The following is a 24,827-nucleotide window of genomic DNA, read 5'->3' as shown; positions in this document are numbered from 1 at the left end:
CCTGTGGCATGAAATACGGGTTTGTGATGGCGTACGGCGATGCGCGTGACGCGGCCGAGCTCGCGCCGATCGCCGAGGCGCACGGTTGGGACGGGTTCTTCGTGTGGGAGTCGATCTGGGGGATCGACGCCTGGGTCATGCTCGGCGCGGCGGCGATGACGACCGAGCGGATCCGGCTCGGGACGATGCTCACGCCGCTGCCGCGCCGAAAACCGTGGGACGTGGCGGGCCAGGTCTCGACCGTCGACAACCTCAGCGGCGGCCGGGTCATCCTCTCGGTCGGACTAGGCGTGACGGGGGATGACCGGTTCTGGCTGTTCGAGGAGGATCCCGGGCGGAAGGTCCGCGCGGAGCTCATGGACGAGTCGTTGGAGCTCCTGCCGCATCTGTGGCGCGACCAACCGTTCGAGTACTCGGGCAAGCACTACCAGGCCCGCAAGATCGCCGAGCTGATGCCACCGGCACCACCGCCGCCTGTGCAGCAACCGCGGGTCCCGACCTGGGTCGTGGGCGGTTGGCCACGACCGAAGTCGATGCGCCGCGCGGCACTGCAGGACGGCTGGCTCCCGGCGTACGTCGGCGACGGTGAGGTGACGCCCGCGGTCGTGGCCGAGGGTGTCGACTGGATCCGCAAGGAACGCGACGCACACGGCCTGACGATGGACGGGTACGACGTGGTCACCGAAGGCACGACCCACGCCGACGACACCAAAGCCGCGGACACGGTCCGTCCGTGGGCCGAGGCCGGCGCGACCTGGTGGATCGACGCCGACTGGTCCTCGATGGACCCGACCGCCGTCCGCCAGGCCGCCGAACGTCGCCTGAAGGCCGGTCCGCCCCGCGTCGATTGATCTGCACGTACGCTGGAGTGGTGCGTTCTCGTCCGACGTTGGAGTGGGCCCCCGGGCCCGAGGTACTGGCGTTGGAGCCGGGTGCGACGGACATCGGCCCGGTCGCTCGGATCGTGGCCGCCGGGCGCGTCGTCGTACTGAGTGGCGCCGGGATCTCGACCGAATCGGGGATCCCGGATTATCGCGGCGAGACCGGCAGCCTGCGAACGCACACCCCGATGACGTACGGCGACTTCACCGCGAGCGAGGTCGCACGCCAGCGGTACTGGGCACGCAGCCACCTCGGCTGGCGCACCATCGCCCGCGCCGCCCCGAACGACGGCCACCGCGCCGTCGCCGCCCTCCAGGCCCGCGGTCACCTGAGCGGCATCATCACGCAGAACGTCGACGGCCTGCACCAGGCAGCCGGCGCCCGCGACGTGATCGAGCTGCACGGCAACCTCGACCGCGTGATCTGCCTCGGCTGCGGTACGACGTCCGCCCGCGAGGTCCTCGACCGCCGCCTCCGCGCCGCCAACCAGGCGTTCACGGCCGAGGCGACCCGGATCAACCCGGACGGCGACGTCGAACTCCCCGAGGACGTCGTACGCACGTTCGCCGTCGTTCCGTGCACGGTCTGCGGCGGCGTGCTCAAGCCCGACGTGGTGTTCTTCGGCGAGAACGTCCCGAAGAGCCGTGTCGAGCGCTGCTACCGGCTCATCGACGACGCGAACGCCGTCCTCGTCCTCGGCTCGTCCCTCACCGTGATGTCCGGGTTCCGCTTCGTCCGGCACGCGGCCAAGGCCGGTACGCCGGTGCTCATCGTCAACCAGGGCCTGACCCGCGGCGACCCGTACGCGACGTACCGGGTCGATCTTCCGCTCGGAAGGGCGCTCACGGACCTACTCGAAGAAACCAGCGGGCCGAGCCACGCGTGAGGTGGCCCGGCCCGTGGTCCGCAGTACGGATTGGAAAGGGTCAGCGTTGCGCGCTGGTCCGTACGCGGTTCAGGGAGGCCTCGAGGGCCTTGGGGGAGAGGGCAGCTTGGGGTGACGCGGCGGCCTGCTTCGCCAGCGTGCGCGCCCGGGCGGCCCACGTGGCCTGCTCGGCGGCGGTGACGACCGGCTGCGCGCCGGTCAGCGTCTTGTAGGTGAGCGCGGCCATGCCGGCCTCGCCCTCGAAGCGCGGGTGGTAGTTCAGCGCCCGCAGCAGGTTGATGTCCTTGCCCTGGATCCACGCCTGGCCGTCCGGGGCGCAGGCGTCGTGCCCGGTGGACGGCCCGAACGTGTCGACGTACGTCGCTCCGCCGGCCTCGGCTGCCCCGGAGACGGCTGCGTTCAGCGCCTGCTCGATCGAGTACAGGTACGCGTAGTCGCCGTCGGCGAACGGGAGGATCGACGGGCATGTCCCGTGCTCCGGCGCGATCTTCGGGTAGCCGACCAGCACGATGGTGGCCTGCGGCGACCTCGCCCGGATGCCCTGGACGACGATCGCGATCCGCGTCTGGGTCTGGGCGATCTTGGCCTTCAGCGTGTCCACGCCGTCGACCGTGAAGTGCGCCTTGCACGGCGCCCCGGTCGGGTCGGAGGCGCCCAGCCCGGGGCAGGTGCCGATGATGTCGCCGAAGACGCCGAAGTCGTTGCCGCCGATCCCGAGCGTCACCAAGTCCGTGTCCGGCGTCAGCGCGTCGAACTGCGGCGCGGCGGTGCCGAGGATCGTGCTCTGTGGCTGGGTCATGTTCGTGGTGTCAGCTCCGCCGCAGCTGACGTCGGTGAACCGGTGCACGCCGAGCGCTCCGGCCAGCAGCTTCGGGTAGTTGCTGTACGAGCGAGCGCACCCGAGCGACAACAGGTCGGCCAAGGGGACGAACGGCGCGGAGGTGTACGAGTCGCCGAGCGCAACGTACCGCTCGAAGCCGGTGGACATCGTGGAGCTTGGCGCGGCTGTGGCGGCAGTGGCAGGTAGCCCGGCCACCAGAGCGAGTGCTGCGCAGACAGCAACCAGACGGCGTAGCTTCACAAGACCTCCCCAGGCTCATCCAGTGCGCGGCCCACCATAAGTTGAGTCACCGCACGATTACAAGGGGTGATCGTGGACCTGGTGGAAGCAATCCAGGTCAGGCATGGAATCCTGCTGCCATGCGTGTCTGGCATGGATTGGACGAGGTGAGCCCGGACTTCGGGCCGACCGTCGTCACCATCGGCAACTTCGACGGCGTGCACCGGGGTCACCAGGAGGTGCTCGCGCACGCCCGCGCGCGGGCGGCCGAGTTGGGTGGTCTGCCGGTGGTGGCGATGACCTTCGACCCGCACCCGATGCGGGTCCTGCGGCCCGACCACGCGCCGCTGCAACTCAGCGACCCCGGCCGGCGCGCCGAGCTGCTCGGCGAGGCCGGCGCGGACGCGGTGCTGATCCTCCCGTTCACCAAGGAGGTGTCGCACTGGTCGCCGGAGGACTTCATCGAGCGCACGCTGGTGAACGCGCTGCACGCGAAGGCGATCGTGGTCGGTGAGAACTTCCGCTTCGGTCACAAGGCGGCCGGTCACGTCGACACGCTCGTCGAGGCGGGAACGCAGTACGGCTTCCAGGTCGAGGGTCTGAGCCTCGCGGGGGACGAGCAGCCCTGGTCGTCGACGTACGTGCGCCAGCGGCTCGCCGACGGCGACGTGGAGGCCGCCGCGGAGGCGCTCGGCCGCCCGCTGCGGGTCACCGGCGTGGTCGTCGAGGGCGACAAGCGCGGCCGCGAGCTCGGCTACCCGACCGCGAACATCCCCGCGGACCCGGGCGCAGCGGTCCCGCAGGACGGCGTGTACGCCGGGTGGCTCACCGTGCTGACACCGGCGCCGGGCGCCCCGGCGTACCCGGATCCGCTGCCCGCGGCGATCAGCGTCGGCAGCAACCCGACCTTCGACGGCGTGGACCGCCGGGTGGAGTCGTACGTGCTGGACCGCGACGACCTCGAGCTGTACGGCGCCACGGTCGCGATCGATTTCGTCGCCCGGCTGCGCGGTACGCAGATCCGGTTCGACAGCATCGACGAACTGCTGGTGCAGATGAAGGCCGACGTCGACGGTGCGCGACACCTGCTCAGCACCGATTAGCGACCGGTCAGGGCGATTAGGGCACCCCGTCCACGGACTGATACGCTGGCTGCTGCCGTCTGAACGGCCGCGGATCGAGAGTGCTCGGGTGAAGAATGCCCCGGTGCGCCGCGCAACGGAAATCGAGAGGAATCCTGTGTCATCTGTTGATGCCGCAACGAAGAAGAAGATCATGGGTGAGTACGCCCTGACCGAGGGCGACACCGGGTCCCCCGAGGTCCAGGTTGCGCTCCTGACGCACCGCATCGCGCACCTCACCGAGCACCTGAAGGAGCACAAGCACGACCACCACAGCCGTCGTGGCCTGTTGCTGCTCGTCGGTCAGCGCCGCCGGCTGCTGAACTACCTGGCGAAGAAGGACATCAACCGCTACCGGTCCCTGATCGAGCGGCTCGGCCTTCGCCGATGACTTCGCGAGGAGCGGCCCCCGAAACTCGGGTGGCCGCTCCTGGCGTATCCACGCCCTGGCGTGCCAGGGACAATTGAATACAGTACTGAATATCGAAGCACGTAAGACGTACGAGGCGACGCGAAGCGCGTGGCGGGACAACGACCGGTCCTCGGTAGTGGCTTTCGGGTGAACAGCGAAGCTGGACTCCCGCGGGCCTCGATCGAAGACCGGCATCCCGGAAGCTCGCGCCTCGCAGTCGTCACACTGTGAGAGAGGGGTATCCCGTGTCGGGATCCACACGCGCGCCCATGGAGGGCGCCGAATTCGCTGAGGCCGTCATCGACAACGGCAGCTTCGGCACCCGCACCATCCGCTTCGAGACGGGCCGTCTGGCCCAGCAGGCCGCGGGCTCCGCGGCTGCCTACCTCGACGGCGACACGATGGTGCTTTCGGCCACCACGGCCAGCAAGAAGCCCAAGGACCAGTTCGACTTCTTCCCGTTGACGGTGGACGTCGAGGAGCGGATGTACGCCGCGGGCCGCATCCCGGGCTCGTTCTTCCGCCGGGAGGGCCGTCCTTCCGAGGAGGCCATCCTGACCTGCCGGCTGATCGACCGCCCGCTGCGGCCGTCGTTCGTGTCCGGCCTGCGCAACGAGATCCAGGTCGTCATCACGGTCCTGGCGCTGAACCCGGACAAGCTGTACGACGTACTCGCGATCAACGCGGCGTCGATGTCCACCCAGATCGCCGGGCTGCCGTTCTCGGGCCCGATCGGCGCCACCCGCGTCGCGCTGATCGGCACCCAGTGGGTCGCCTTCCCGACGCACACCGAGCTCGAGGACGCCGTCTTCGACATGGTGGTCGCCGGTCGTGTCACCGAGTCCGGTGACGTCGCGATCATGATGGTCGAGGCCGAGTCGACCCCGACCACCTTCGACAAGGTCGCCGGTGGCGCGCAGGCGCCGACCGAGGAGATCGTCGCCGAGGGCCTCGAGGCCTCCAAGGCGTTCATCAAGACCCTGGTCGAGGCGCAGTCCGAGCTGGCGGCCAAGGCCGCGAAGCCGACCGGTGAGTTCCCGGTCTTCCCGGACTACCAGGACGACGCGTTCGCCGCCGTCGAGGCTTCCGCGAGCGAGGAGCTCGCGCAGGCGCTGACCATCGCCGGCAAGCACGAGCGCGACGACGCCACCGACGCGGTCAAGGCCGCCACGGTGGACAAGCTGGCCGCCGACTTCGAGGGCCGCGAGAAGGAGCTGTCCGCAGCCTTCCGCTCGCTGACCAAGAAGCTGGTCCGGCAGCGGGTGCTGAAGGACAAGGTCCGCATCGACGGCCGCGGGCTGGCCGACATCCGGCCGCTGAAGGCCCAGATCGGCGTGCTCCCGCGGGTGCACGGCTCGGCGCTGTTCGAGCGCGGCGAGACCCAGATCATGGGTGTCACCACGCTGAACATGCTCCGGATGGAGCAGCAGCTGGACACGCTCTCCCCGGAGACGCGCAAGCGGTACATGCACAACTACAACTTCCCGCCGTACTCGACCGGTGAGACCGGCCGGGTCGGTTCGCCGAAGCGCCGCGAGATCGGTCACGGCGCGCTGGCCGAGCGGGCCCTGGTGCCGGTGCTGCCGTCGCGCGAGGACTTCCCGTACGCGCTGCGTCAGGTGTCCGAGGCGCTCGGTTCGAACGGGTCGACCTCGATGGGTTCGGTCTGCGCCTCGACGCTGTCGCTGCTGAACGCCGGTGTGCCGCTGAAGGCCCCGGTCGCCGGTATCGCGATGGGTCTGATCTCCGGTGAGATCGACGGCGAGACGCAGTACGTCGCGCTCACCGACATCCTGGGCGCGGAGGACGCGTTCGGCGACATGGACTTCAAGGTCGCCGGTACGAAGGACTTCGTCACCGCCCTGCAGCTGGACACCAAGCTGGACGGTATCCCGGCCAGCGTGCTCGGCGGCGCGCTGACCCAGGCCAAGGACGCCCGCCTGACGATCCTGGACGTGATGGCCAAGGCCATCGACGCGCCGGGTGAGATGAGCGAGTTCGCGCCGCGGGTCATCTCGGTGAAGGTCCCGGTCGACAAGATCGGCGAGGTCATCGGCCCGAAGGGCAAGATGATCAACCAGATCACCGAGGACACCGGCGCCGATATCTCGATCGAGGACGACGGCACCGTGTACATCGGCGCGACCGACGGCCCGTCGGCCGAGGCGGCCCGGGCCGCGATCAACGCGATCGCGAACCCGACCATGCCGGAGAAGGGCGAGCGCTACCTGGGCACGGTCGTGAAGACGACCAACTTCGGTGCGTTCATCAGCCTGCTGCCGGGCAAGGACGGCCTGCTGCACATCAGCAAGCTGCGTCCGCTGGCCGGTGGCAAGCGCGTCGAGGCCGTCGAGGACGTGCTCTCGGTGGGGCAGAAGCTCCAGGTCGAGATCGCCGAGATCGACGACCGCGGCAAGCTCTCGCTGATCCCGGTCATCGAGGGTGAAGACAAGTCCGAAGAGAAGGCTGCCGAGTCCGCCGAGTGATTCGAGCAACCACCAGCACGCTGCTGAGCCCGGAGGCGGGCGGTCCGGTCAAACGGACCGTCCTGCCCTCCGGGCTTCGCGTGCTCTCCCAGTCGGTACCGGGCTTCCGCTCGGTCACGTTCGGCCTCTGGGTCGGCGTCGGCTCCCGCGACGAGCCGGAGCAGCTGGCCGGTGCGACGCATTTCCTCGAACACCTGCTGTTCAAGGGCACCGAGCGCCGCGACGCACTGGAGATCTCCGCCGCGATCGACGCGGTCGGCGGCGAGATGAACGCGTTCACCGGCAAGGAGTACACCTGCTACTACTCGCGGGTGCTCGACTCCGACCTGCCGCTCGCGGTCGACGTCATCTGCGACATGATCACCTCCGCCACGCTGACGGACGCGGACGTGGAGAGTGAGCGCGACGTCATCGACGAAGAGATCGCGATGCACGCCGACGAGACGTCGGACCACATCCACGACCTGTTCGCCGAGCAGCTGTGGGGCAAGTCCCCGCTGGGTCGTTCGATCACCGGTACGCCGGAATCGGTCGCCGGGCTGTCCCGCCAACAGGTCGTCGGCTGGTACCGGCGCCGCTACAAGCCCTCCAACATCGTCGTCTCGGTGGCCGGCAACGTCGACCACGCCGACGTGGTCCGCCTGGTCCGCAAGGCGTTCGAGCGGCACTGGGTGACCGCCGAGGCCGAGCCGGCAGCTGTACGACGGGGTGCCGGCAAGACCGTTCCGACGTACGGCGGGGTGCAGGTGCACCACCGTGACGTCGAGCAGGCGCACCTGGTGCTTGGGATGCCCGGGCTGGTCCGGAGCGACGAGCGCCGCTACATCGCCGGCGTACTGCACGGGATCGTCGGCGGCGGGATGTCGTCGCGGCTGTTCCAGGAGGTGCGGGAGAAGCGCGGACTGGCGTACTCGGTGTTCACGTTCGGTTCGGCGTACGCCGATTCGGGTATGGTCGGCGTGTACGCGGGCTGCCTGCCGAAGAAGGCCCCCGAGGTCCTGGACGTGATCCGCGGCGAGCTCGAGTCGATTGCCCGCGGCAACATCACGCCCGACGAACTGCTCCGCGGCAAGGGCCAGATGCGCGGCTCGGTCGTGATGGGCCTCGAGGACACCGGCGCCAAGATGACCCGGATCGCGAAGGCCGAACTCGTGTACGGCGAACTCCCCACCGTCGACGAGATCCTGCACCGCATCGACTCCGTCACCCTCGACGACGTGACTGCCCTGGCCGCCGACCTCTATGTCGGCACCCCCGCCCTCACCGTCATGGGCCCCTTCCAGGAAGACACCACCGCCTTCACCGTCTGAATGGTCAGCTGATTCCCAGCAGAGCGAGGAAGGCGGACGCGGCTGGAGAGCGGCCGGCCGAGCTCCAGACGACGTACTCGATCCGCCCGGGCGCCTCAGTGATCTCGACCGTGGCGATGCCGGTCAGCTGTGGCGCATAGGTCGAGGCGAACAAGGCGACGGCGAGCCGTTCGCTGACGAGCCGCGCCATCAGCTCGGCGGTGCTCACCTCGAAGGCGACGTCGCGGACGAGTCCGGCGGCCTCGAAGGCCTGGTCGCTCTGCAGACGACCGGCGGTCCGGGGCGGCAGATCCACGAACACCTCGCTCGCGAGCTGTCGCAGCGTCACCGACGACTCGGCCGCGAGCGGGTGATCGGGCGGAACCACCGCGACCAGCCGGTCGCGGGCGAGTTCACGCGTCTCCACGCCCTGAGGTCGAGCGGTCGTGGGCAGCCCGAGGAAGGCCACGTCGAGGACGCCTTCCTTGACCTGTTCGGCCAGTTTTCGCTCGCACCGACGCGCAGCGAGATCCGTACGTCGGGGTACTCACGCCGGAAGTCCCGCAGCGCTGCGGGAATGTCGACCGCGGCGACGGTCGGGATGAGCCCGACGGCGAGCCGTCCGCGGACCAGGCCGACCGCGGCGGCGGCCTCTGCGGCGGCCCGCTCGGCGGCATCCAGGCACTGACGGGCCGCAGGCAGGAACGCCGTACCGGCCGGTGTCAGGCGCACCCGCCGGCTGGTGCGGTCGAACAGCCGCGCGCCCAGCTCCCGCTCCAGCCGGGCGATCTGGTGGCTGAGCGCGGACTGCACGACCAGGCACCGTTCGGCGGCGCGGGTGAAGTTGTTCGTCTCGGCGACCGCGACGACGTACCGGAGTTGCTGGAGTTCCATGGAACTATCTTGAATCACGATCGATGGCGTGACGAACATGTGTTGGACTCATTGATCACCGCGGCCGGAAACTGCCAGGGTGACCAATCAACCTATCCTCACGAAGCAACGGGCCTCGACGACGCGCCCGTGGCTGGGGGTCGCCGCGATCACCGCCAGCCTGTTCGTCTTCCTGACCACCGAACTGATGCCCGTCGGCCTCCTCACCCCGTTGAGTACCAGCCTCAGCGTTCCGGTCGGGGTCGCCGGCCTGATGGTGACGCTGTACGGCGTCTCGGCCGGCCTCGGCGTGCCGTTCATCGTCGCGTGGAGCCGGCGGGTCAATCGCCGCATCCTGCTCTCCGTCCTGTTGTCGGTGCTGACCGTGGGAAACCTGGTGACCGCGATCGCGCCGAACTTCCCGCTGATACTGGCCACCCGGCTGTGCATGGGCTTCGCCAGCGGGGTGTTCTGGGCGATCGGCGTCAGCATGGCGATGCGCCTGGTGGCCGAGCGCGACGCGAGCAAGGCGGCCGCGGTCGTCATGTCCGGCATCTCGGTCGCGGCGGTCGTCGGCATCCCGCTCGGGATCTTCCTCGAGAGCCGGACCGACTGGCGCACCACCTTCCTGCTCTGGTCGGGGCTGAGCCTGCTCGTCCTGGCCGCGGTCGTCGCCGCGATTCCCTCGTTGCCGTCCGACAACGCGGTGCCCGTGCGGGCAGTGTTCGCGCTCCCGGTCAGCAACGCGCGGCTCCGGCTGGTGATGCTGATGGTGATGCTGTTCGTACTCGGGCACTTCGGCGCCTACACCTTCGTCCGGCCTTTCCTGGAAGGCGAGTCGGCTGCGTCACCGGCGTTCATCACCGCCGTGCTGATGGCGTACGGCGCGGCTGGGGCGGCCGGCAACTTCATCGGCGGACGTGTGGTGTCCTGGAACAGCCGCGCCGGTTTCATGGCGGGCTGCGCGGGTGCCGCCGCGGCCATGGTGCTGTTACTGGCAGTCGGTCAGTGGCCGGTTGGTCAGGTCGTCTCACTGGTGCTGTGGGGTACGTCGTTCGGCGTGGTCCAGCTGTGCCAGGTGAACCTCACGCAGGCCGCCGCTCCCGAGACCTTCGAGGCAGCCATGTCGCTCAACACGATGGCGTACAACACCTCGATCGCCCTCGGTGCTCTCTTCGGCGGACTGTTCGCCGATCATGCGGGCGTGAACAGCGTCATGTACTTCGGCATCGTGCTCATCGCCGCGTCGCTCCTGGTGACTCAGCTCCTCGCGCCGGGTAGGTTGAAGTGAAGACGTCATACGTGATCTGCCACTGGATCCCTGGACGCACGGGCTGGGCCTGCTTGCTGGGATGACACGCAATTTGCGGCCGACGCGATCCGCGCTGGAACACCGGCGCGGCTCCGGCCTGCCTTGCGAGGATCATCGTGCTCGATGCGTTCCGTACTGCCCGTGAATCGTTGACCGACGCCATCCGGATCACCCCGGGATGGCTCGCGACGTACTCGGTTCTCCAACTCCTGCTGGCGATTCTGCCTGGTGCGCAGGTGGTGCTGATCCGCGAGCTGGTCGATAGCGGTGACCTCTGGCGTCCACTGCTGGGGCTGACCGTGGTGGTCGGGTCGATGTATCCGCTGACCCAGGTGTCGAACGGCGTCGGCCAGCGGATGATGCTGCGTCTCCGGCTCGAGCTGCGGATCGAGCTTGCTCGCGTCGCCGCCCGGCTGAGCCCGAGCCGGCTGGCCGAGCCTGAGACGGTCCGCGACCTGGAGGCGAGTCAGACCGCGACGCACCCGATGAGTGACGTGGCCGGCAAGCCGGTGCAGTTGCTCAGCGCGGCGGCGACGTCCGTCGTACTGTGCGTGGCGATCGCGGCGATCAACCTGGTCTCCGGGCTGCTGGTCCTTGCTGCGTTGGCGCCGACCGTTCTCGCGTTCACGTTGATCTCGCGGATGGAGGCGCAGGGCTGGCCGCGGGTCGCCGAGCACGAGCGCAGAGCGGCGTACGCGACCGAGCAACTGATCCAGCAGCGCCCCGGGACCGAGCTCGCGGTGCTGGGATCGGGGTGGAAGGTGGCCGGCCTGGTCGCGAACAGCCGGGCGTCGGCGACTTGGGTTCTCGATCGGATGATCCGTACGGCGCTGTTGTACGAGCTGGGTGCGGCGCTGGTCACTGTGCTTCTCTTCGGGGGTGCGCTGATCGCTTTGGTGCGCGGCGGTGCGACTGGGGGAGCGGCGGCTGCGGCGGTGGCAGGCACGATCACCGGGTTGAACGCGATTCGTCAGTGTGGGTACGCGTTCGGCAGTATCGTCACCGCGGCTCCGCAGGCGGCGATCTACCGGCGGTTCGTGCGGAGCGTGTCTGCCGGGCCGCGCCACGCGGTGGTCCGGCAGGTCAATTCCGTTGCCTTGGACAACGTCACGTTCGGCTACCCGGGCGCGGCCGAGCCGACTCTTCGCGGCGTTTCCATCGAAGCCCACCGAGGCGAAATGATTGCGCTGGTCGGCGTGAACGGGGCGGGCAAGTCAACGGCGATCAACCTGCTGGTCGGCGCCTTGAGCCCCGGCAGCGGGCGGGTGCTGATCGACGGAGCGGACGCCGACGCGCTGGCGGAGGACGAGCGGCTCGCCCACTTCGGCCTGCTGGTGCAGGAGTTCGGACGCTTCGAGTTCACCCTCCGCGACGCCGTCGGCCTCGGCGCGCCGGACGTCGTCACGGACCAAGACATCCGCGACGCGCTAGCCGGCACCTTCGCCGCCGACATCCCGCTCGACACCCAACTCGGTCAGCAATGGGGCGGCACCGGCATCTCCGGCGGCCAGTGGCAGCGGCTGGCGCTCGCCCGGATCCGGCTGCGCGACGCCGGCGTCTGGATCCTCGACGAGCCGACCTCCGCGATCGACGCCGAGGCAGAGCACGAGATCTTCACCGACCTACGCCGTACCAGCGCCGACCGCATCACGATCGTCGTCTCCCACCGGGCCTGGACACTCCGCGAGATGGACCGCATCTACGTCATAGACAACGGCACAGTCGCCCAGCAAGGAACGTACGACGAACTGATGACCGACCCAACCACCCGCTTCCCCCGCCTCTTCGCCACCCAAGCCCTCACCCAAACCGCCCGTACCGCGGTCATCGGCCTCGCCTCGGGTCTGGGGAGCATTACCCACCCATAACGGCAGCTGCACTCCCCGCACCCACCCGGAGGGATCGCGGTGCGTGCCAGCGATCAACTTTGAGCGCGGGTCAACCAGAATTCGCCGCGGAACACGGTTGATCGGTGCCCAAGGTGGCCACAGCCGGCTTCGGACGGCGGGGCGGGCGGCTCGACCACTGACTTATCGCGCGAATTTCCGGCGCGTCACACGAGCGGTGACACAACCCGCTGTTCGGTGGTGGACCGGCGGATGTTGTTGACTTGGGTGGTGAGTGGGGTCCGGCGGTTTGCACGAGTGGCCTGGGGTGCGGGGCGACGGCTGTCTGTTCTCACGGTTGGCATGGTTGTGTTGGCGGCTGGGGCGCCGGTGGGGATTGCGGTGGCGCTGGGGCAGGTTGTTGCGGGGGTTGCTCGGGCGGATCGGGCTCACGCGGTGGGTTGGGCTGTGGTGGCCGGTGGGTGTTTGTTGCTGCAGTGGCTTGGTGGGGCGTTGCAGCGGGCGGCGGCGACTGCGTTGGGGGAGCGGGTCGATGCGGTGCTGCAGCACGAGTTGATGAGGACTGTGGCCGCGCCTAGTGGCGTGCGGCACTTGGAGGATCCCGCGACGGCGGCGCTGGTGGAGGTCGGGCGTGACACGTTGCGGGCGGACTGGGCGCGGCCGGGTCGGCTCGCGAGCACGATCGGCGGCCTAGCCACCGGGCGGATCATTCTGCTGGCCTCGGGCATCATTCTCGCCGGTTTCCATTGGTGGCTCGGCGCGGGTTTGCTCGTGGCCGGCGTCTGGGCGGCGTACGAAGACCGGGTCGCCTCCCGCACCGAGGCCGGGCACCACTACGGCGCAACGGAGTCCGCGCGCCGGATGCGGTACTTCAACGACCTGGGGACCACACCGCCGGCCGCCAAGGAGATCCGCCTGTTCGGCTTGCCGGAGTTCGTCGTCAACAGGCATGGGGAGACCTGGGCCGCAACGATGCAGCGCGTTCTGACCCCGGCCGGCCGTCGTCCGCTGATTGCGACTGCGTTCCTGGGCGTCGTCGTGCTCGGCGGCATCGTGCTCGTGGTCCGCGAGGCGATGGCAGGGCGCCTCGCCGCCGGCCCGACAGCGACGTACGTCCAGACGTTCCTAGTCGCGCTGGGCGGCATCCAGCAGTCGTCCTGGTCTGGCCTGCAGACAGAGCTCGCCCTCGCAACCCTCGATCGGTACGACGAGGCGATGCGCGCAATCGCACCGACAACCGCTCCCGCTGGTGGATCGCAGCCGGCAACCGGGATGCCGCAGCGCGAGATCGCCTTCCGTAGCGTGTCTTTCGGCTATCCGGGCACGAGCCGCCGGGTACTGAAGGACCTCGACCTGGTGATTCCAGCCAGGCAATCGCTCGCAGTCGTCGGCGCCAACGGTGCCGGCAAGACCAGCCTCGTCAAGCTCCTGTGCGGTCTATACGAACCGACCGAAGGCTCCATCCTGATCGACGGTGTCGAGTTGCAAGACCTCGACACCGACGACTGGCGGCGCACGCTGGCGGTCGTCTTCCAGCAGCCCCTGCGGCTGCCGATGTCGGCGTACAGCAATGTCCGGTTCGGCCGCGGTGATGCAGACATTGAGGTCGCAGCCGAGCGGGCAGGAGCGACAAGCATTGTCGAGGCGCTGCCGAACGGCTGGGACACGGTGCTCTCAGCCGAGTTCGATGGCGGTGTCGAGCTGTCCGGCGGAGAGTGGCAACGACTGGGTCTCGCGAGAGCGCTGTACGCCGTCCAACAGGGCGCATCCGTACTGGTACTGGACGAGCCCGCCGCGCACCTGGACGCGCGCTCCGAAGCCGAGCTGTACCGGCGTTTCCTGGACCTGACCGCCGGGCTGACCACGATCCTGATCTCACACCGCTTCTCCACGGTGCGCCAGGCGTCCTCCATCGTCGTACTTGACGAAGGCAGGGTGATCGAGCAGGGATCGCACGACGAGTTGCTCGAGCGAGACGGCACGTACGCCCACCTGTTCCGCCTTCAAGCGGCCCGCTTCGAGGGAGGCCCGGAATGAAGTCGTGGGTCGCCACAGCGCGTCTGCTGATCGGGCTCGGCTGGGAGATCGGTCCCGGCCTGTTCACGCTCTACACAGTCGTCACGATGTCGAGTTTCATCAGCCCGCTGCTCGTCGCACTCGGCGTACGGCCACTGGTCGACGGCGTAGTGTCCGGCGAACCGCGGCAGGTGGTTGCCGGAGGCATCGCTGTCGCCGTCGCACTGACCTTCGTACTGGTGGCCCCGATCGGCTATCGCTGGGCAACGATCCGGATGCGCGAGCGCTCCAGCTTCGTCGCCGAGCGCAGGGTACTGAGGCTGGCCGCGGGTGCGCCGCAGATCCACCACTTCGAGCGGCCCGAGTTCCTGGACCGGCTGCAGACCCTGCGGCGGGAGGCGCCGGACCTCGCGGACAGCGTCACGATGCCGTTCATCGGCCTGTTCGTCGTGGCCCAGTTGGTGATCAGCACTGTCCTGCTGGCAGACCTGAAGCCGGTGCTGGTGGTGCTCCCATTGGTCGCGATTCCCTCGCTGTGGTTGAGCCGCCGGGCCGAACGGATCCGCCGACGGTCGGAGCTGGAGGCGGCTCCGCAGCGGCGGCTCGCGCAGCAACTCTTCATGCTGTCGGTCGCTCCGACCTCGGCACAGGAGCTGCACGTCGCGTCAATGGGCGACGAGCTGCTCCATAGCCACCGCGAAGCCGCGGACAAGGCCAACTCAATCGCTCACCACGCGCTCTTCCGATCGGTCCTGATCGGGTCCGTCGGCTGGTCGGTGTTCCCGCTCGCGTACGTCGGCGCAATGGTGCTGATCCTTCACGAGGCGAGTGTCACCCCAGGCGACGTGGCCTTGGCGCTCGCGCTGGCCGGCGCCGTGGTGAGCGCGGCGAACCGCATCCTCGACCTGGCAGGCACCGTACTGCAGGTGCGCACAACGGCCGAGCACTACTTCTGGCTTGCGCAGCAGGCCGAAAAGGAACCAAGCACCGCGCCGACGCCGGATCGCCTGGTGCACGGCATCGAACTGAAACAGGTCACCTTCGGCTACGGAACAGATCGCCTCGCACTCCCCGGGACCGACCTGTTCCTCCCGGCCGGCCGCACGGTCGCCATCGTCGGCGAGAACGGCGCGGGCAAGTCGACCCTGGTCAAGCTCCTCACCGGCATGTACCGGCCCGCCTCGGGTGCGGTCCTGGTCGACGGCGTCGATCTCGCCACGATGGATCTCGAGCAGTACCGGCAGAAGGTCAGCGCCGGTTTCCAGGACTTCGTCAGGTACCAGTTGACGGTCGGCGACGCCGTCGCGGTCGGCGGACTGTCCGAGCCGCCGGACCAGGTGCGGACCGCCCTCAGCAAGGCGGATGCGAGCTTCGTGGACACGTTGCCGCAGGGCCTCGACACCCAACTCGGTACGTCGTGGGTCGACGGCGTCGAACTCTCCGGCGGGCAATGGCAGAAGCTGGCGATCGCCCGCGCACTCGTCCGTCCGGCGCCGTTGCTGATGATCATGGACGAGCCGAGTGCATCGCTGGATCCGCAGACCGAAGCGGCTGTCTTCGACCGGTTGGCCGCCGAGGCACGGGCCGGACGTTCCGACGGGCGGATCACGTTGCTCATCTCACATCGCTTCTCAACAGTGCGCTCGGCGGACCTCATCGTGGTACTGGAAAACGGCCGAGTGACCGAGTCCGGTTCGCATGAAGAGTTGATGGCGCGCGACGGGATGTATGCGGAGCTTTACCGTCTGCAAGCGGCCGGCTACCGGTAAGTGCGCAACTGTGCGCAGAGGCGGGTTTTGACCAGATCTGACCTGTCATCTGATGACTCTGGCGTACTGATCTGATTAAGTGGGTGCTCGCTCCGCAAGTGAGGGCTGGTCATCTGAGGTCTTGGCAAAGTAACGCCTGAGTTACGCGCCGCCGCTTTGCGCCTGACAACGTTGACATGTGCAGTTTCGACCAGCCACCATGACGCTTGATCCGCCCGCCTAGCGGCCCTCCCGCCGAGGAAGTTGGTTTGACCGTGCGACGTCTGACTGGGGTAGTGGGGGTGGCACTCGGATTAGCTCTGGTGCTCGCCTCGTGTGGAGACGGGAAGAGCAGCGGCTCCGGCAGTGGCTCGGGCAGCAAGAGCGAGGTCATCGCGATCGCTGCCGACCCGCTGGAGTACATCAACCCGCTGAACGAGAACGGCAGTCCGGGCATCCAGATCGCGATGGCGATGTTCGCCCCGCTGGTGACCACGGACCCGGAGACCGGCAAGCTGCAGAACGTGATGGCCGACTCGGTCACGCCGGACAAGACCAGCCAGACCTGGACGATCAAGCTGAAGGCCGGCAACACCTTCCAGAACGGCCAGCCGCTGACCGCGAAGGACTACGTGGACAGCTGGAACATGACCGCGATGGGCTCGAACGCCTGGAAGAACAACGGCTTCTTCTCCAAGGTCGACGGGTACGACGCCCTGAACCCGCCGACCCCGGACGGCGCCACGCCGAAGCCGACCGCGGTGAAGACGCTGAGCGGCCTGAAGCAGATCGACGACCTGACCTTCTCGGTCAAGCTCAAGGTGCCGTTCTCACAGTTCGGCCTGACGCTGCAGTACCTCGGCCTCGCGCCGCTGCCGGAAGAGGTGCGGAAGAACCCGGACGCGTACAAGCGCAAGCCGATCGGCAACGGCCCGTTCAAGCTCGCCGCCGACTGGAACGCCGGTGACGACATCAAGCTGGCCAAGTGGGACGGTTACAAGGGCCCGCTGGTACCGCAGGCCGACGAGATCACGTACCGGTTCATCGCGAACGCTGACACGGCGTACAACGAGTTCCTGGCCGGCAACGTGGACTTCGTCGACGTGCCGTCGACCAAGGTGAAGAGCTTCAAGACCGACGCCCCGGACCAGTGGGTGACCAGCATCAGCTCCGGCGCCAACTACCTGGTGATCCCGGCCTGGGACCCGCGGTTCAAGAACCCGAAGCTGCGGCATGCGTTCTCGGAGGCGATCGACCGGAAGGCCTTCGCGGACCTGGTCGGCCTGTCCGAGCCCGCCAAGGGTCTGGTTGCGCCGGACATGGCCGGATACCGCGACAACGCCTGCAAGTACTGCGATTTCGACGCCACCAAGGCCAAGCAGCTGCTGCAGGAGGCCGGCGGTTTCTCCGGCCCGCTGAACATCAACTACAACACCTCGTCGGCGACCGGCCAGATCTTCGCCGAGGCGATCGGCAACATGCTCCGCCAGAACCTCGGCCTGACCGTCAAGTACACCGGCAAGCAGGGTTCGGAGATCACCGAGCTGGCGGACTCCCACAAGCTGGACGGTCTGCGGTTCTCCGGCTGGGGTCACGACTACCCGTCGATCGAGGACTACCTGACGCCGATGTTCAAGTCCAACGGTGACGCGAACTTCGCCCAGTACGCCAACCCGGCGCTCGACGCCGTACTGGCCAAGGGTGACGCCGAGCCGGACCCGGAGAAGGCGATCAAGCTGTACCAGCAGGCCGAGGACATCGCGCTCGAGGACATGCCGCTGATCCCGCTCTACACGAAGTCGAACGCGTACCTGCACTCGGCGAAGATCGAGCCGCGGGTCTCGAAGTTCGTCGGCGTCTCGGCGCTCTGGGCCACGTTCAATTGACGTCCTCCCCGACCGTGATGGTCGGAGATTTCAACTACTACGTGGAGGTAGTGAGTTGAGGTTCACGCTTCGGCGGGACCCGTGTGGGCGTCTCTCGGCGTGCGCTGACGGCCCGTCCGGCCGCGATGTTGATGGCTGCGTTCACGTCGGCATTGGCCTGGTGTCCGCAGGCTGCGCACCGGAAAACCGCTTGGCTCTTGCGGTTCTCCGGTGCGCGATGCCCGCAGGCGCTGCAGGTCTGCGAGGTGTACGCGGGGTTGACTCTCTCGACCCGTCCGGCAGCTTTGTGCTCGAGGCGTCGCACCAGAGCTCCCCAGCCATTGGCACGAATGCCGCGGTTGAGTCGCGCCTTGGCGCGGCGCCGATTCGGGAGATAGATTCCCGGTCGCGCAGAATCCGGCTTTGGCTTCGGTCGCCTGGTCATCTGGGTAAGGCGAAGGTCTTCGACTCGAACGATGTCGAAGCGCCGCGCGAGATCGCTGCTGGTCTTCTCGACCCAGTCCTTGCGGCGATCGGCGCCGCGAGCGCACAGCTTGGCAATCGCCGCCTGCGTTCGTTGTCGTCGGCCGGACCCGCGGTGACAGCGAGCCAGTCGGCGTTGCAGGCGTTCAAGCCGAGCCTGCTCGGTGATCGACAGTCCCGGACACCGCAGCAGTTCGCCAGTGCTCAACGCCGCGGACACCGCGACGCCGCGGTCCACGCCGACAATCTCGCCCGTACCGGGTGGAGGGATCGGGGCGGGGATGACAGCGAAGGCGATGTGCCAGCGACCAGAGCGGTCGCGGGTGATGCGGTACGACTTCGCGTCGGGTACGGCGCGAGACAGCCGGAATCGTACCCAGCCAGTCTTGGGTATCAGTGCCTGCGCCCATTTCCGGCTCACCTTCACGATCCGGGACGCCTGGGCGCCGACGATCCGGAATCCTTCGTGGAGGTCAGCCTTGCGCCACTTCGGTCGCCTATGGATCCCGGCGTAGAAGTGCTGGATAGCTTGGTCGAAATCCCGCAGCGCCTGCTGCTGCACGGTTTGCGACCCTGCGCGCAGCCAGCCCGACGCGGCTCGAGCTTCGGTCAACTGCCGACACTGTTCGGCAAAGCCCGGTGTTCGAGGTTTGTCGGCGGTCCACATCGACCATTGCTCGAGCGCCAGATTCCACACGTAGCGCGCATGTTGACAGTGCTTCAACAACGTAACTTGCTGTGCGGGGGTCGGGTAGAGCCGGAACCGGGACATGGCACTCATCGAATCAGCCGGCGCCGACATTTCCCTGTCACTGAGGGGAGGAAGCCGCGGTTCCTCCGGGCCTTGAGCAACGGGCGCCAGTCGCGGCAATACCAATGATCCGTTTTATCCTGCGCCGTGCACTGGCGGCGGTACCGATCGGTGTGCTGGTGACGCTGGGGGTCTTCGCGCTCGTCTTCGCGATGCCCGGGGACCCCCTGCGGGAGCTGGCCGGCGACAAACCGATCCCCGCCGCGGTGCTGGCCGCCAAGCGCGCGCAGTACCACCTGGACGATCCGTTCATCGTCCAGTACCTGCTGAGCATGAAGGACATCCTCACCGGCCATTTCGGTACGACGTTCGCGGGTGCGGACATCGCCGACCAGCTCCGGCTGCGGATCCCGGTGACGCTGAAGCTGACGCTGCTTGCGAACGCCGTCCAGTGGACGCTCGGCCTGTTCTTCGGGATCTACGCCGGCTTCAAGCGCAACGGCTGGGTCGACCGGTCGTTGCTGCTGGCAACACTCGTGCTGCTCGCGGTGCCCGGACTGGTGGCGTACTTCGCCGCGCAGTACCTGTTCGGGGTCGAGCTGAAGTGGTTCCCGGTGTCCGGTGTGCTGGAAGGGTTCCCGCGCTCGTACCTGCTGCCCGCGCTGGTGATCGGCGTCCTCGGGTTCGCCGGCCTGGCCCGGCTGCTGCGGACGTCGATCGTGGAGACGGTGAACGCCGACTTCGTGAAGACCGCGCGGGCCAAGGGTCTCGGCGAGCAGCGGGTGCTGTGGCGGCACATCCTGCCGAACGCGCTGCTGCCGGTGGTCACATTCATCGGGCTCGACCTGGCCGGCATGTTCGGCGGCGCGATCATCACCGAGAGCATCTTCAACCTGCCTGGGCTCGGCCAGTTCATGTTCCAGGCGATCAAGCTGAAGGAAGGCGGTGTCGTGGTGCTGCTGTCCACGCTCGCGTTCATCTCGTTCATCCTGATCAACCTGCTGATCGATCTCCTGTACGGCGTCCTGGATCCGAGGGTGCGCAATGTCTGAACAGATCACCGCGGCGGTCGGCGCCGAGGCGCAGGAAATCGGCGACGGCCGCACCCTGTCCAACCGCGAGCTGCTCCGGGCGCTGCTGCGCAAGCCGCAGTTCATCGTCTGCAGCCTGCTGCTGCTCGCGTTCTTCACGATGGCGGCGGTGCCGAAGCTGTTCACGTCCGCCGATCCGCGGTTCTGCGAGCTGGCCAAGAGCCGGCAGGGCCGCGGCTCGGGGCACCCGTTCGGGTTCGACATCCAGGGCTGCGACTACTTCGCGAACGTGATCTACGGCGCGCGGCCGTCGGTGCTGGTCAGCATCTGCGCGAGTTTCGGCGTGTTCGTGCTGGCCGGATCGCTCGGTCTGCTGGCCGGGTACTTCCCGGGTTTCGTGGACGGCCTGATCTCGCGGACCGCCGACGTACTGTTCTCGATCCCCGGCATCGTGGTGCTGATCGTGATCCTGAACTCGGTCGCCAACCGGAGCATCTGGATCATCGTCGGCGTCATCCTGCTGATCGGCTGGCCGGGTGGGATGCGACTGATGCGGGCCACGGTCTTCTCGGTCCGCAACCGCGAGTACGTCCTGGCGGCCCGGTCGATCGGCGTGCCGCCGGTGCGGATCCTGCGCAAGCACGTGTTCCCGAACGCGATGGCGCCGCTGCTGGCGATGACCACGCTCGGCATCGGCGGCATGGTGGGGCTCGAGGCCGCGCTGACGTTCCTCGGGGTCGGGCTGCAACCGCCGTCGATCTCCTGGGGCTCGCAGTTCGGCGTCGCGGCGTCGTACCGGGACACGCCGCACCTGTTCATCTGGCCGGCGCTGTTCATCTCCACGATGACGATCTCGTTCATGATCATCGGCGACTCGATCCGGGACGCCCTCGACCCGAAACTCATGCGATGACTGCTACTGGCGAAGTACTGCTCAAGGTCGACAATCTGTCGGTCGAGTTCGACACGCCGCACGGGCCGGTGCGGGCCGTGGACGGGGTGTCCTGGCAGGTGCGGGCGGGGGAGATGCTGGCGATCCTGGGCGAGTCCGGGTCCGGGAAGAGCGTCTCGACGCAGGCGCTGACCGGGATCCTGGAGATGCCGCCGGGCCGGATCGTGTCCGGTACGGCGGAGTACCGCGGCGCGGACCTGATCCAGATGACCACCAGGGAACGGCGCCGGATCGTCGGCGACCGGATCACGATGGTGTTCCAGGACTCGCTGTCGGCGCTGAACCCGGTGCAGTCCGTCGGGACCCAGATCGCCGAGTGCTACCGGGTGCACCGCGGGATGTCGAAGCGGGACGCGATGAAGAAGGCCGCGGAGATGCTCGACCAGGTGCGGATCCCGGCCGCGGCGAAACGGGTCGGCGACTATCCGCACGAGTTCTCCGGCGGGATGCGGCAGCGCGTGATGCTGGCGATGGCGCTCGCGCTGGACCCCGACGTACTGATCGCCGACGAGCCGACCACGGCACTCGACGTGACCGTGCAGGCGCAGATCCTGGAGCTGATCGCCGACCTGCAGGCCGAGCGGGACATGGGCGTGGTGCTGATCACGCACGACCTCGGCGTGGTCTCGGACGTCGCCGACAACGTCGTGGTGATGTACGCCGGCCACGTGGTCGAACGGGCCGCGACGGCGGAGGCCCTCGAAAACCCGGTACACCCTTATACCGAAGGGCTGCTGGGCTCGATGCCGTCGGCCGACCTCAAGGGCCGCGAGCTGCCGACCATCCCCGGTACGCCGCCGTCGCTGCGGGCGATCCCGTCCGGCTGCGCGTTCCGGACCCGGTGCCCGATCGCGGTCGACGACTGCGCGGCCGAGGTGCCGCCGTTGCTGACGATCGCGCCCGGACGTGAGGCCGCGTGCATCCGGCGTACGTCGCTAGCCGCGAAGGAGGCTGTCTGATGGCCGAAGAGTTGCTGGTGGCAACGAACGTCGTGAAGCACTACGACATCAGCCCGGCGCTGAACTTCGGCGCCAAGACCATCGTCCGCGCGGTCGACGGCGTCGACGTGACGCTGCGCAAGGGTGAGTCGCTCGGCATCGTCGGCGAGTCCGGCTGCGGGAAGTCGACGCTGGTCCGGCTGCTGGCCGCGCTGGAGAAGCCGACGTCGGGCCAGATCGAGTACGGCGGTGTGGACGTCAGCAAGCTCCGGGGCCGCGAGCTGCGGCGCTGGCGGCGCAACGTCCAGGTCGTGTTCCAGGACCCGTACTCCAGCCTGAACCCGCGGATGCGGGTCGGCGAGATCGTCGGCGAGCCCTACGGGGTGCACTCGGACGTGGGCAAGGGGGTCGACATCCGGTCCCGGGTCCGCGAGCTGCTCGAGCTGGTCGGTCTGCGGCCGGAGGACGAGACCAAGTTCCCGCACCAGTTCTCCGGCGGACAGCGTCAGCGGATCGGCATCGCGCGGGCGATCGCGCTGAACCCCGACGTACTGCTGTGCGACGAGCCCGTGTCGGCGCTCGACCTGTCCGTGCAGGCGCAGGTGGTGAACCTGTTGATGCGGCTGCAGCGCGAGCTCGGCCTGAGCATCATCTTCGTCGCGCACGACCTGTCCGTCGTCCGGCACGTCTCCGACCGGGTCGCGGTCATGTACCTCGGCAAGGTCGCCGAGCTGGGCGAGCACCAGCATGTGTACGACGTACCAGCGCATCCGTACACGCAGGCGCTGTTGTCCGCGGAGCCCGGTCTGGCGCGGCAGGGCCGGCAGCGGATCGTGCTGGCCGGTGACCCGCCGTCGCCGGTGATGCCGCCGTCCGGATGCCGGTTCCACACCCGATGCCTGCGGGCCGAGGCCAAGTGCAGTACCGACGTACCGGAGCTCCGGGAGATCAAGTCCGGCCAGACGGTCTCGTGCCACTTCGCGGAGGATGCGCAAACCGCTTACTCGACGGCCTGAGGGATAGCTGTCGGGTGATGGCCTAGGGTTGCGGCCGTGAGTACGGTTCTCTCGGCAAGCAGACGGTTTGTCCTGCTTGCCGGGGTGATCGTGGTGGCCGGTGGGCTGGCGGCGTGGTGGATTCTCACCGCGGGACGGGCCGCCAACGAAGGTTTCGACATCACCGACGAGGGCTACTACCTGCTCTCGTACCGGTGGTGGGACAGCAACCCGTTGGCGTTGACCGGCGTGCAGTATCTGTACGGCCCGGTGTTCGAGTGGTTCGGGTACGACATCGTGAAGCTCCGATTCTTCCGGCTGTTCACTGTGGTCGTCGTACACCTCGTTTTCGGCTACAGCTTGATGCGCTGGCTGCGCGGGCGACGGCCGGGGCTGCCACCGACGCGGCTGTGGGAAGCGGCGGGTACGGCGGTCGTTCTCGCTGCGGGCGGGATGTGTTACAGCTGGTTGCCGCAGTCGCCCGGGTACAACGATGTGGTGCTGCTCGGTGCGCTGACGCTGGTGTCCTGCGTGCTGTGGATGGCGACCGCGGTCGATCGCGGTACGCCGGTCCCGTACTGGATCTTCGTCGTCGCCGGTCTCGTGATCGGCATGATGGTGCTGGCCAAGTGGACGTCGGTCGTGGTGATCGGGCTGATCGTGATCACGGCGGTCGTCGCACTGGCTGGTCAGGGCGGACGAGCCGTTGCCCGCGGCATCGGTTTCGCGCTCGGCGGCCTGGCCCTCGTAGCGCTCGTCGTGCAGCTCTTCGTGGTGCGGCTGAACGTGGCGGTGCCGGGGATCCTCGACGTCAACAGGTTCATCGCCGGTACGTCGTACTCGCCGGCCGAGCTGCTGCAGCTCTACTGGTCGAGCACCATCAGACTGATCGGTCAGACGCTGAGCGCGCACGGCCTCCTGCTCCTCGCGACTGCCGTGGCGGTCATCGCGCGCTGGCGCCGGCTCCGGATCGCCGCCGCGATCTTCGCCTTGGCGGCACTGATCCTGTCCGTACGACGGGTTGTCGTCGACGACGGCGCAGTCGGCGGCTCGCAACACATCCCGATGTACGCCGAGACGCTGCTGGCCGCCGTACTGGTCGCCGTCGTGGCCGCAGCCGGCGCCGTGATCGCGGGCCGCGTCGGCGTCACGCCCCGCTCCCGGCTGAGCCGCGAGAACACGCGCACCTGGGTCATCCTCTCCCTGCTCGTGCTGCTGCCGCTCGTGCAGGCCTTCGGCACGAACACCCCGCTCTTCACGATCGGCTTCAACGCCTTCGCCGCCTGGGCCGCAGTTATGATCGCCGTCCTGACCGGCATCTGGGCGACCCCGATCGTCGCGCGGGCGACTGTCGGACTGGTGCTGGTCGGCTCCCTGGTCGCGACGTCGATGATCGCGTACACCGGTCTGTTCCGGTACCCGTACCGCTCCGTCGGCCACTCGCAGCTGACCGCGGCCACGACGATCCCCGCGTTGGACGGCATGTACCTGTCGCCACCGGCCGAGGAGAACTTCAGCCGCCTGGCCGCCGACCTCCGCCCGTACACCGAACCGCCCGGGCGGCCGATCCTCGCCTTCGACAAGATGGCCGGCCTGGTGCTGATGCTCGGCGGCCGCCCGCTCGGCGAGGCCTGGATCGCGCCGAAGGAACGCGCGCGAACCGCGGCCGGCGTCGAGGAGGTCTGCCGCAAGGAGCGTCCGTCGAGGCCGCCGCTGGTGATCCTGAACCGGGAGATCTCCGACCTGGAGATCAACGCCCTGCGCAGCTGCGGGCTGGACTTCCACGCCGACTACGAGCAACTGGCGCCAGCACGGGAGACGATCGGGCTGGAGGTCTGGATCCCGAAGGCCGAGCGGCCCGCCCAACCGGCCGGATGAGA

The 24,827-nt window shown here is 68.3% G+C and carries 18 protein-coding genes and 1 pseudogene; 16 read left to right on the top strand and 3 right to left on the bottom strand.

Features of this window, described 5'->3' with window-relative positions:
- Positions 1-8: 8 nt before the first annotated feature.
- Entirely contained in the window at positions 9-851 is an 843-nt protein-coding gene (locus EV649_RS01670) for an LLM class flavin-dependent oxidoreductase (RefSeq protein ID WP_130379766.1), read from the top strand.
- 20 nt (positions 852-871) lie between these two features.
- Positions 872-1,768: an NAD-dependent protein deacetylase gene (locus tag EV649_RS01665; protein WP_130379764.1), complete on the top strand. Its 897-nt coding sequence runs from the start codon at positions 872-874 to the stop codon at positions 1,766-1,768.
- 40 nt (positions 1,769-1,808) lie between these two features.
- On the opposite strand, the gene EV649_RS01660 is transcribed toward EV649_RS01665, so the two are convergent.
- On the bottom strand, positions 1,809-2,849 hold the full coding sequence (locus tag EV649_RS01660) for an SGNH/GDSL hydrolase family protein (protein ID WP_130379762.1): 1,041 nt from the start codon (positions 2,847-2,849) through the stop codon (positions 1,809-1,811).
- Between the two features lie 119 nt (positions 2,850-2,968).
- Between EV649_RS01660 and EV649_RS01655 the strand changes: the two genes are divergently transcribed.
- From EV649_RS01655 to EV649_RS01640, 4 genes are all read left to right on the top strand, one after another.
- Positions 2,969-3,931 carry a bifunctional riboflavin kinase/FAD synthetase gene (locus EV649_RS01655; RefSeq protein ID WP_130379760.1) on the top strand — a complete coding sequence of 321 codons (963 nt, stop codon included), beginning with the start codon at positions 2,969-2,971 and terminating at the stop codon, positions 3,929-3,931.
- Between the two features lie 136 nt (positions 3,932-4,067).
- On the top strand, positions 4,068-4,340 hold the full coding sequence (rpsO, locus tag EV649_RS01650) for a 30S ribosomal protein S15 (protein WP_130379758.1): 273 nt from the start codon (positions 4,068-4,070) through the stop codon (positions 4,338-4,340).
- Positions 4,341-4,630: 290 nt separating this feature from the next.
- Positions 4,631-6,847, top strand: a complete 2,217-nt coding sequence (locus EV649_RS01645) for a polyribonucleotide nucleotidyltransferase (protein ID WP_130379756.1) — start codon at positions 4,631-4,633, stop codon at positions 6,845-6,847.
- Entirely contained in the window at positions 6,844-8,157 is a 1,314-nt protein-coding gene (locus EV649_RS01640) for a pitrilysin family protein (protein ID WP_130379754.1), read from the top strand. The genes EV649_RS01645 and EV649_RS01640 overlap by 4 nt, the downstream gene beginning before the upstream one ends.
- 4 nt (positions 8,158-8,161) lie before the next feature.
- On the opposite strand, the pseudogene EV649_RS41405 reads toward EV649_RS01640, so the two are convergent.
- A pseudogene (locus EV649_RS41405) lies at positions 8,162-9,030 on the bottom strand (LysR family transcriptional regulator).
- A gap of 79 nt (positions 9,031-9,109) precedes the next feature.
- Between EV649_RS41405 and EV649_RS01630 the strand changes: the two are divergent.
- The 5 genes from EV649_RS01630 to EV649_RS01610 all read left to right on the top strand — a co-directional run bounded on the left by EV649_RS01630 (position 9,110) and on the right by EV649_RS01610 (position 17,818).
- On the top strand, positions 9,110-10,300 hold the full coding sequence (locus EV649_RS01630) for an MFS transporter (RefSeq protein ID WP_241997655.1): 1,191 nt from the start codon (positions 9,110-9,112) through the stop codon (positions 10,298-10,300).
- Positions 10,301-10,437: 137 nt separating this feature from the next.
- Positions 10,438-12,189 carry an ABC transporter ATP-binding protein gene (locus tag EV649_RS01625; protein ID WP_241997654.1) on the top strand — a complete coding sequence of 584 codons (1,752 nt, stop codon included), beginning with the start codon at positions 10,438-10,440 and terminating at the stop codon, positions 12,187-12,189.
- Between the two features lie 414 nt (positions 12,190-12,603).
- Positions 12,604-14,205, top strand: coding sequence for an ABC transporter ATP-binding protein (locus tag EV649_RS01620; RefSeq protein WP_157996145.1), 1,602 nt, complete (start codon positions 12,604-12,606; stop codon positions 14,203-14,205).
- Entirely contained in the window at positions 14,202-15,953 is a 1,752-nt protein-coding gene (locus EV649_RS01615; RefSeq protein WP_130379748.1) for an ABC transporter ATP-binding protein, read from the top strand. The genes EV649_RS01620 and EV649_RS01615 overlap by 4 nt, the downstream gene beginning before the upstream one ends.
- Before the next feature lie 281 nt (positions 15,954-16,234).
- Positions 16,235-17,818 (top strand): ABC transporter substrate-binding protein, encoded by a 1,584-nt coding sequence (locus tag EV649_RS01610; protein ID WP_241997653.1) that lies wholly within the window; start codon positions 16,235-16,237, stop codon positions 17,816-17,818.
- A 37-nt stretch (positions 17,819-17,855) separates the two neighbouring features.
- Here EV649_RS01610 and EV649_RS01605 read toward each other — a convergent pair whose 3' ends face one another.
- Positions 17,856-19,052, bottom strand: coding sequence for an RNA-guided endonuclease TnpB family protein (locus tag EV649_RS01605; RefSeq protein ID WP_130379744.1), 1,197 nt, complete (start codon positions 19,050-19,052; stop codon positions 17,856-17,858).
- Positions 19,053-19,156: 104 nt separating this feature from the next.
- On the opposite strand from EV649_RS01605, the gene EV649_RS01600 reads away from it, so the two are divergent.
- Genes EV649_RS01600 through EV649_RS01580 form a run of 5 tightly spaced genes read left to right on the top strand, consistent with a single transcriptional unit; the run spans position 19,157 to position 24,825 of the window.
- A complete protein-coding gene (locus tag EV649_RS01600; RefSeq protein ID WP_130379742.1) occupies positions 19,157-20,083 on the top strand; it encodes an ABC transporter permease in 927 nt (308 codons plus the stop codon).
- The gene (locus EV649_RS01595) at positions 20,076-20,975 is read left to right on the top strand and encodes an ABC transporter permease (protein ID WP_130379740.1); all 900 of its coding nucleotides are present in this window, start codon (positions 20,076-20,078) and stop codon (positions 20,973-20,975) included. Before EV649_RS01600 ends, EV649_RS01595 begins: the two co-directional genes overlap by 8 nt.
- Positions 20,972-21,973: an ABC transporter ATP-binding protein gene (locus tag EV649_RS01590; protein WP_130379738.1), complete on the top strand. Its 1,002-nt coding sequence runs from the start codon at positions 20,972-20,974 to the stop codon at positions 21,971-21,973. Before EV649_RS01595 ends, EV649_RS01590 begins: the two co-directional genes overlap by 4 nt.
- Complete coding sequence (locus EV649_RS01585) at positions 21,973-22,968, top strand: dipeptide ABC transporter ATP-binding protein (RefSeq protein WP_130379736.1); 996 nt, start codon at positions 21,973-21,975, stop codon at positions 22,966-22,968. The genes EV649_RS01590 and EV649_RS01585 overlap by 1 nt, the downstream gene beginning before the upstream one ends.
- 36 nt (positions 22,969-23,004) lie before the next feature.
- Positions 23,005-24,825 carry a hypothetical protein gene (locus EV649_RS01580; protein ID WP_130379734.1) on the top strand — a complete coding sequence of 607 codons (1,821 nt, stop codon included), beginning with the start codon at positions 23,005-23,007 and terminating at the stop codon, positions 24,823-24,825.
- Positions 24,826-24,827: the final 2 nt, after the last annotated feature.

It is taken from the genome of Kribbella sp. VKM Ac-2569 (assembly GCF_004216905.1).
GTDB lineage: Bacteria > Actinomycetota > Actinomycetes > Propionibacteriales > Kribbellaceae > Kribbella.
This window is presented reverse-complemented; position numbering and strand designations above follow the sequence as displayed.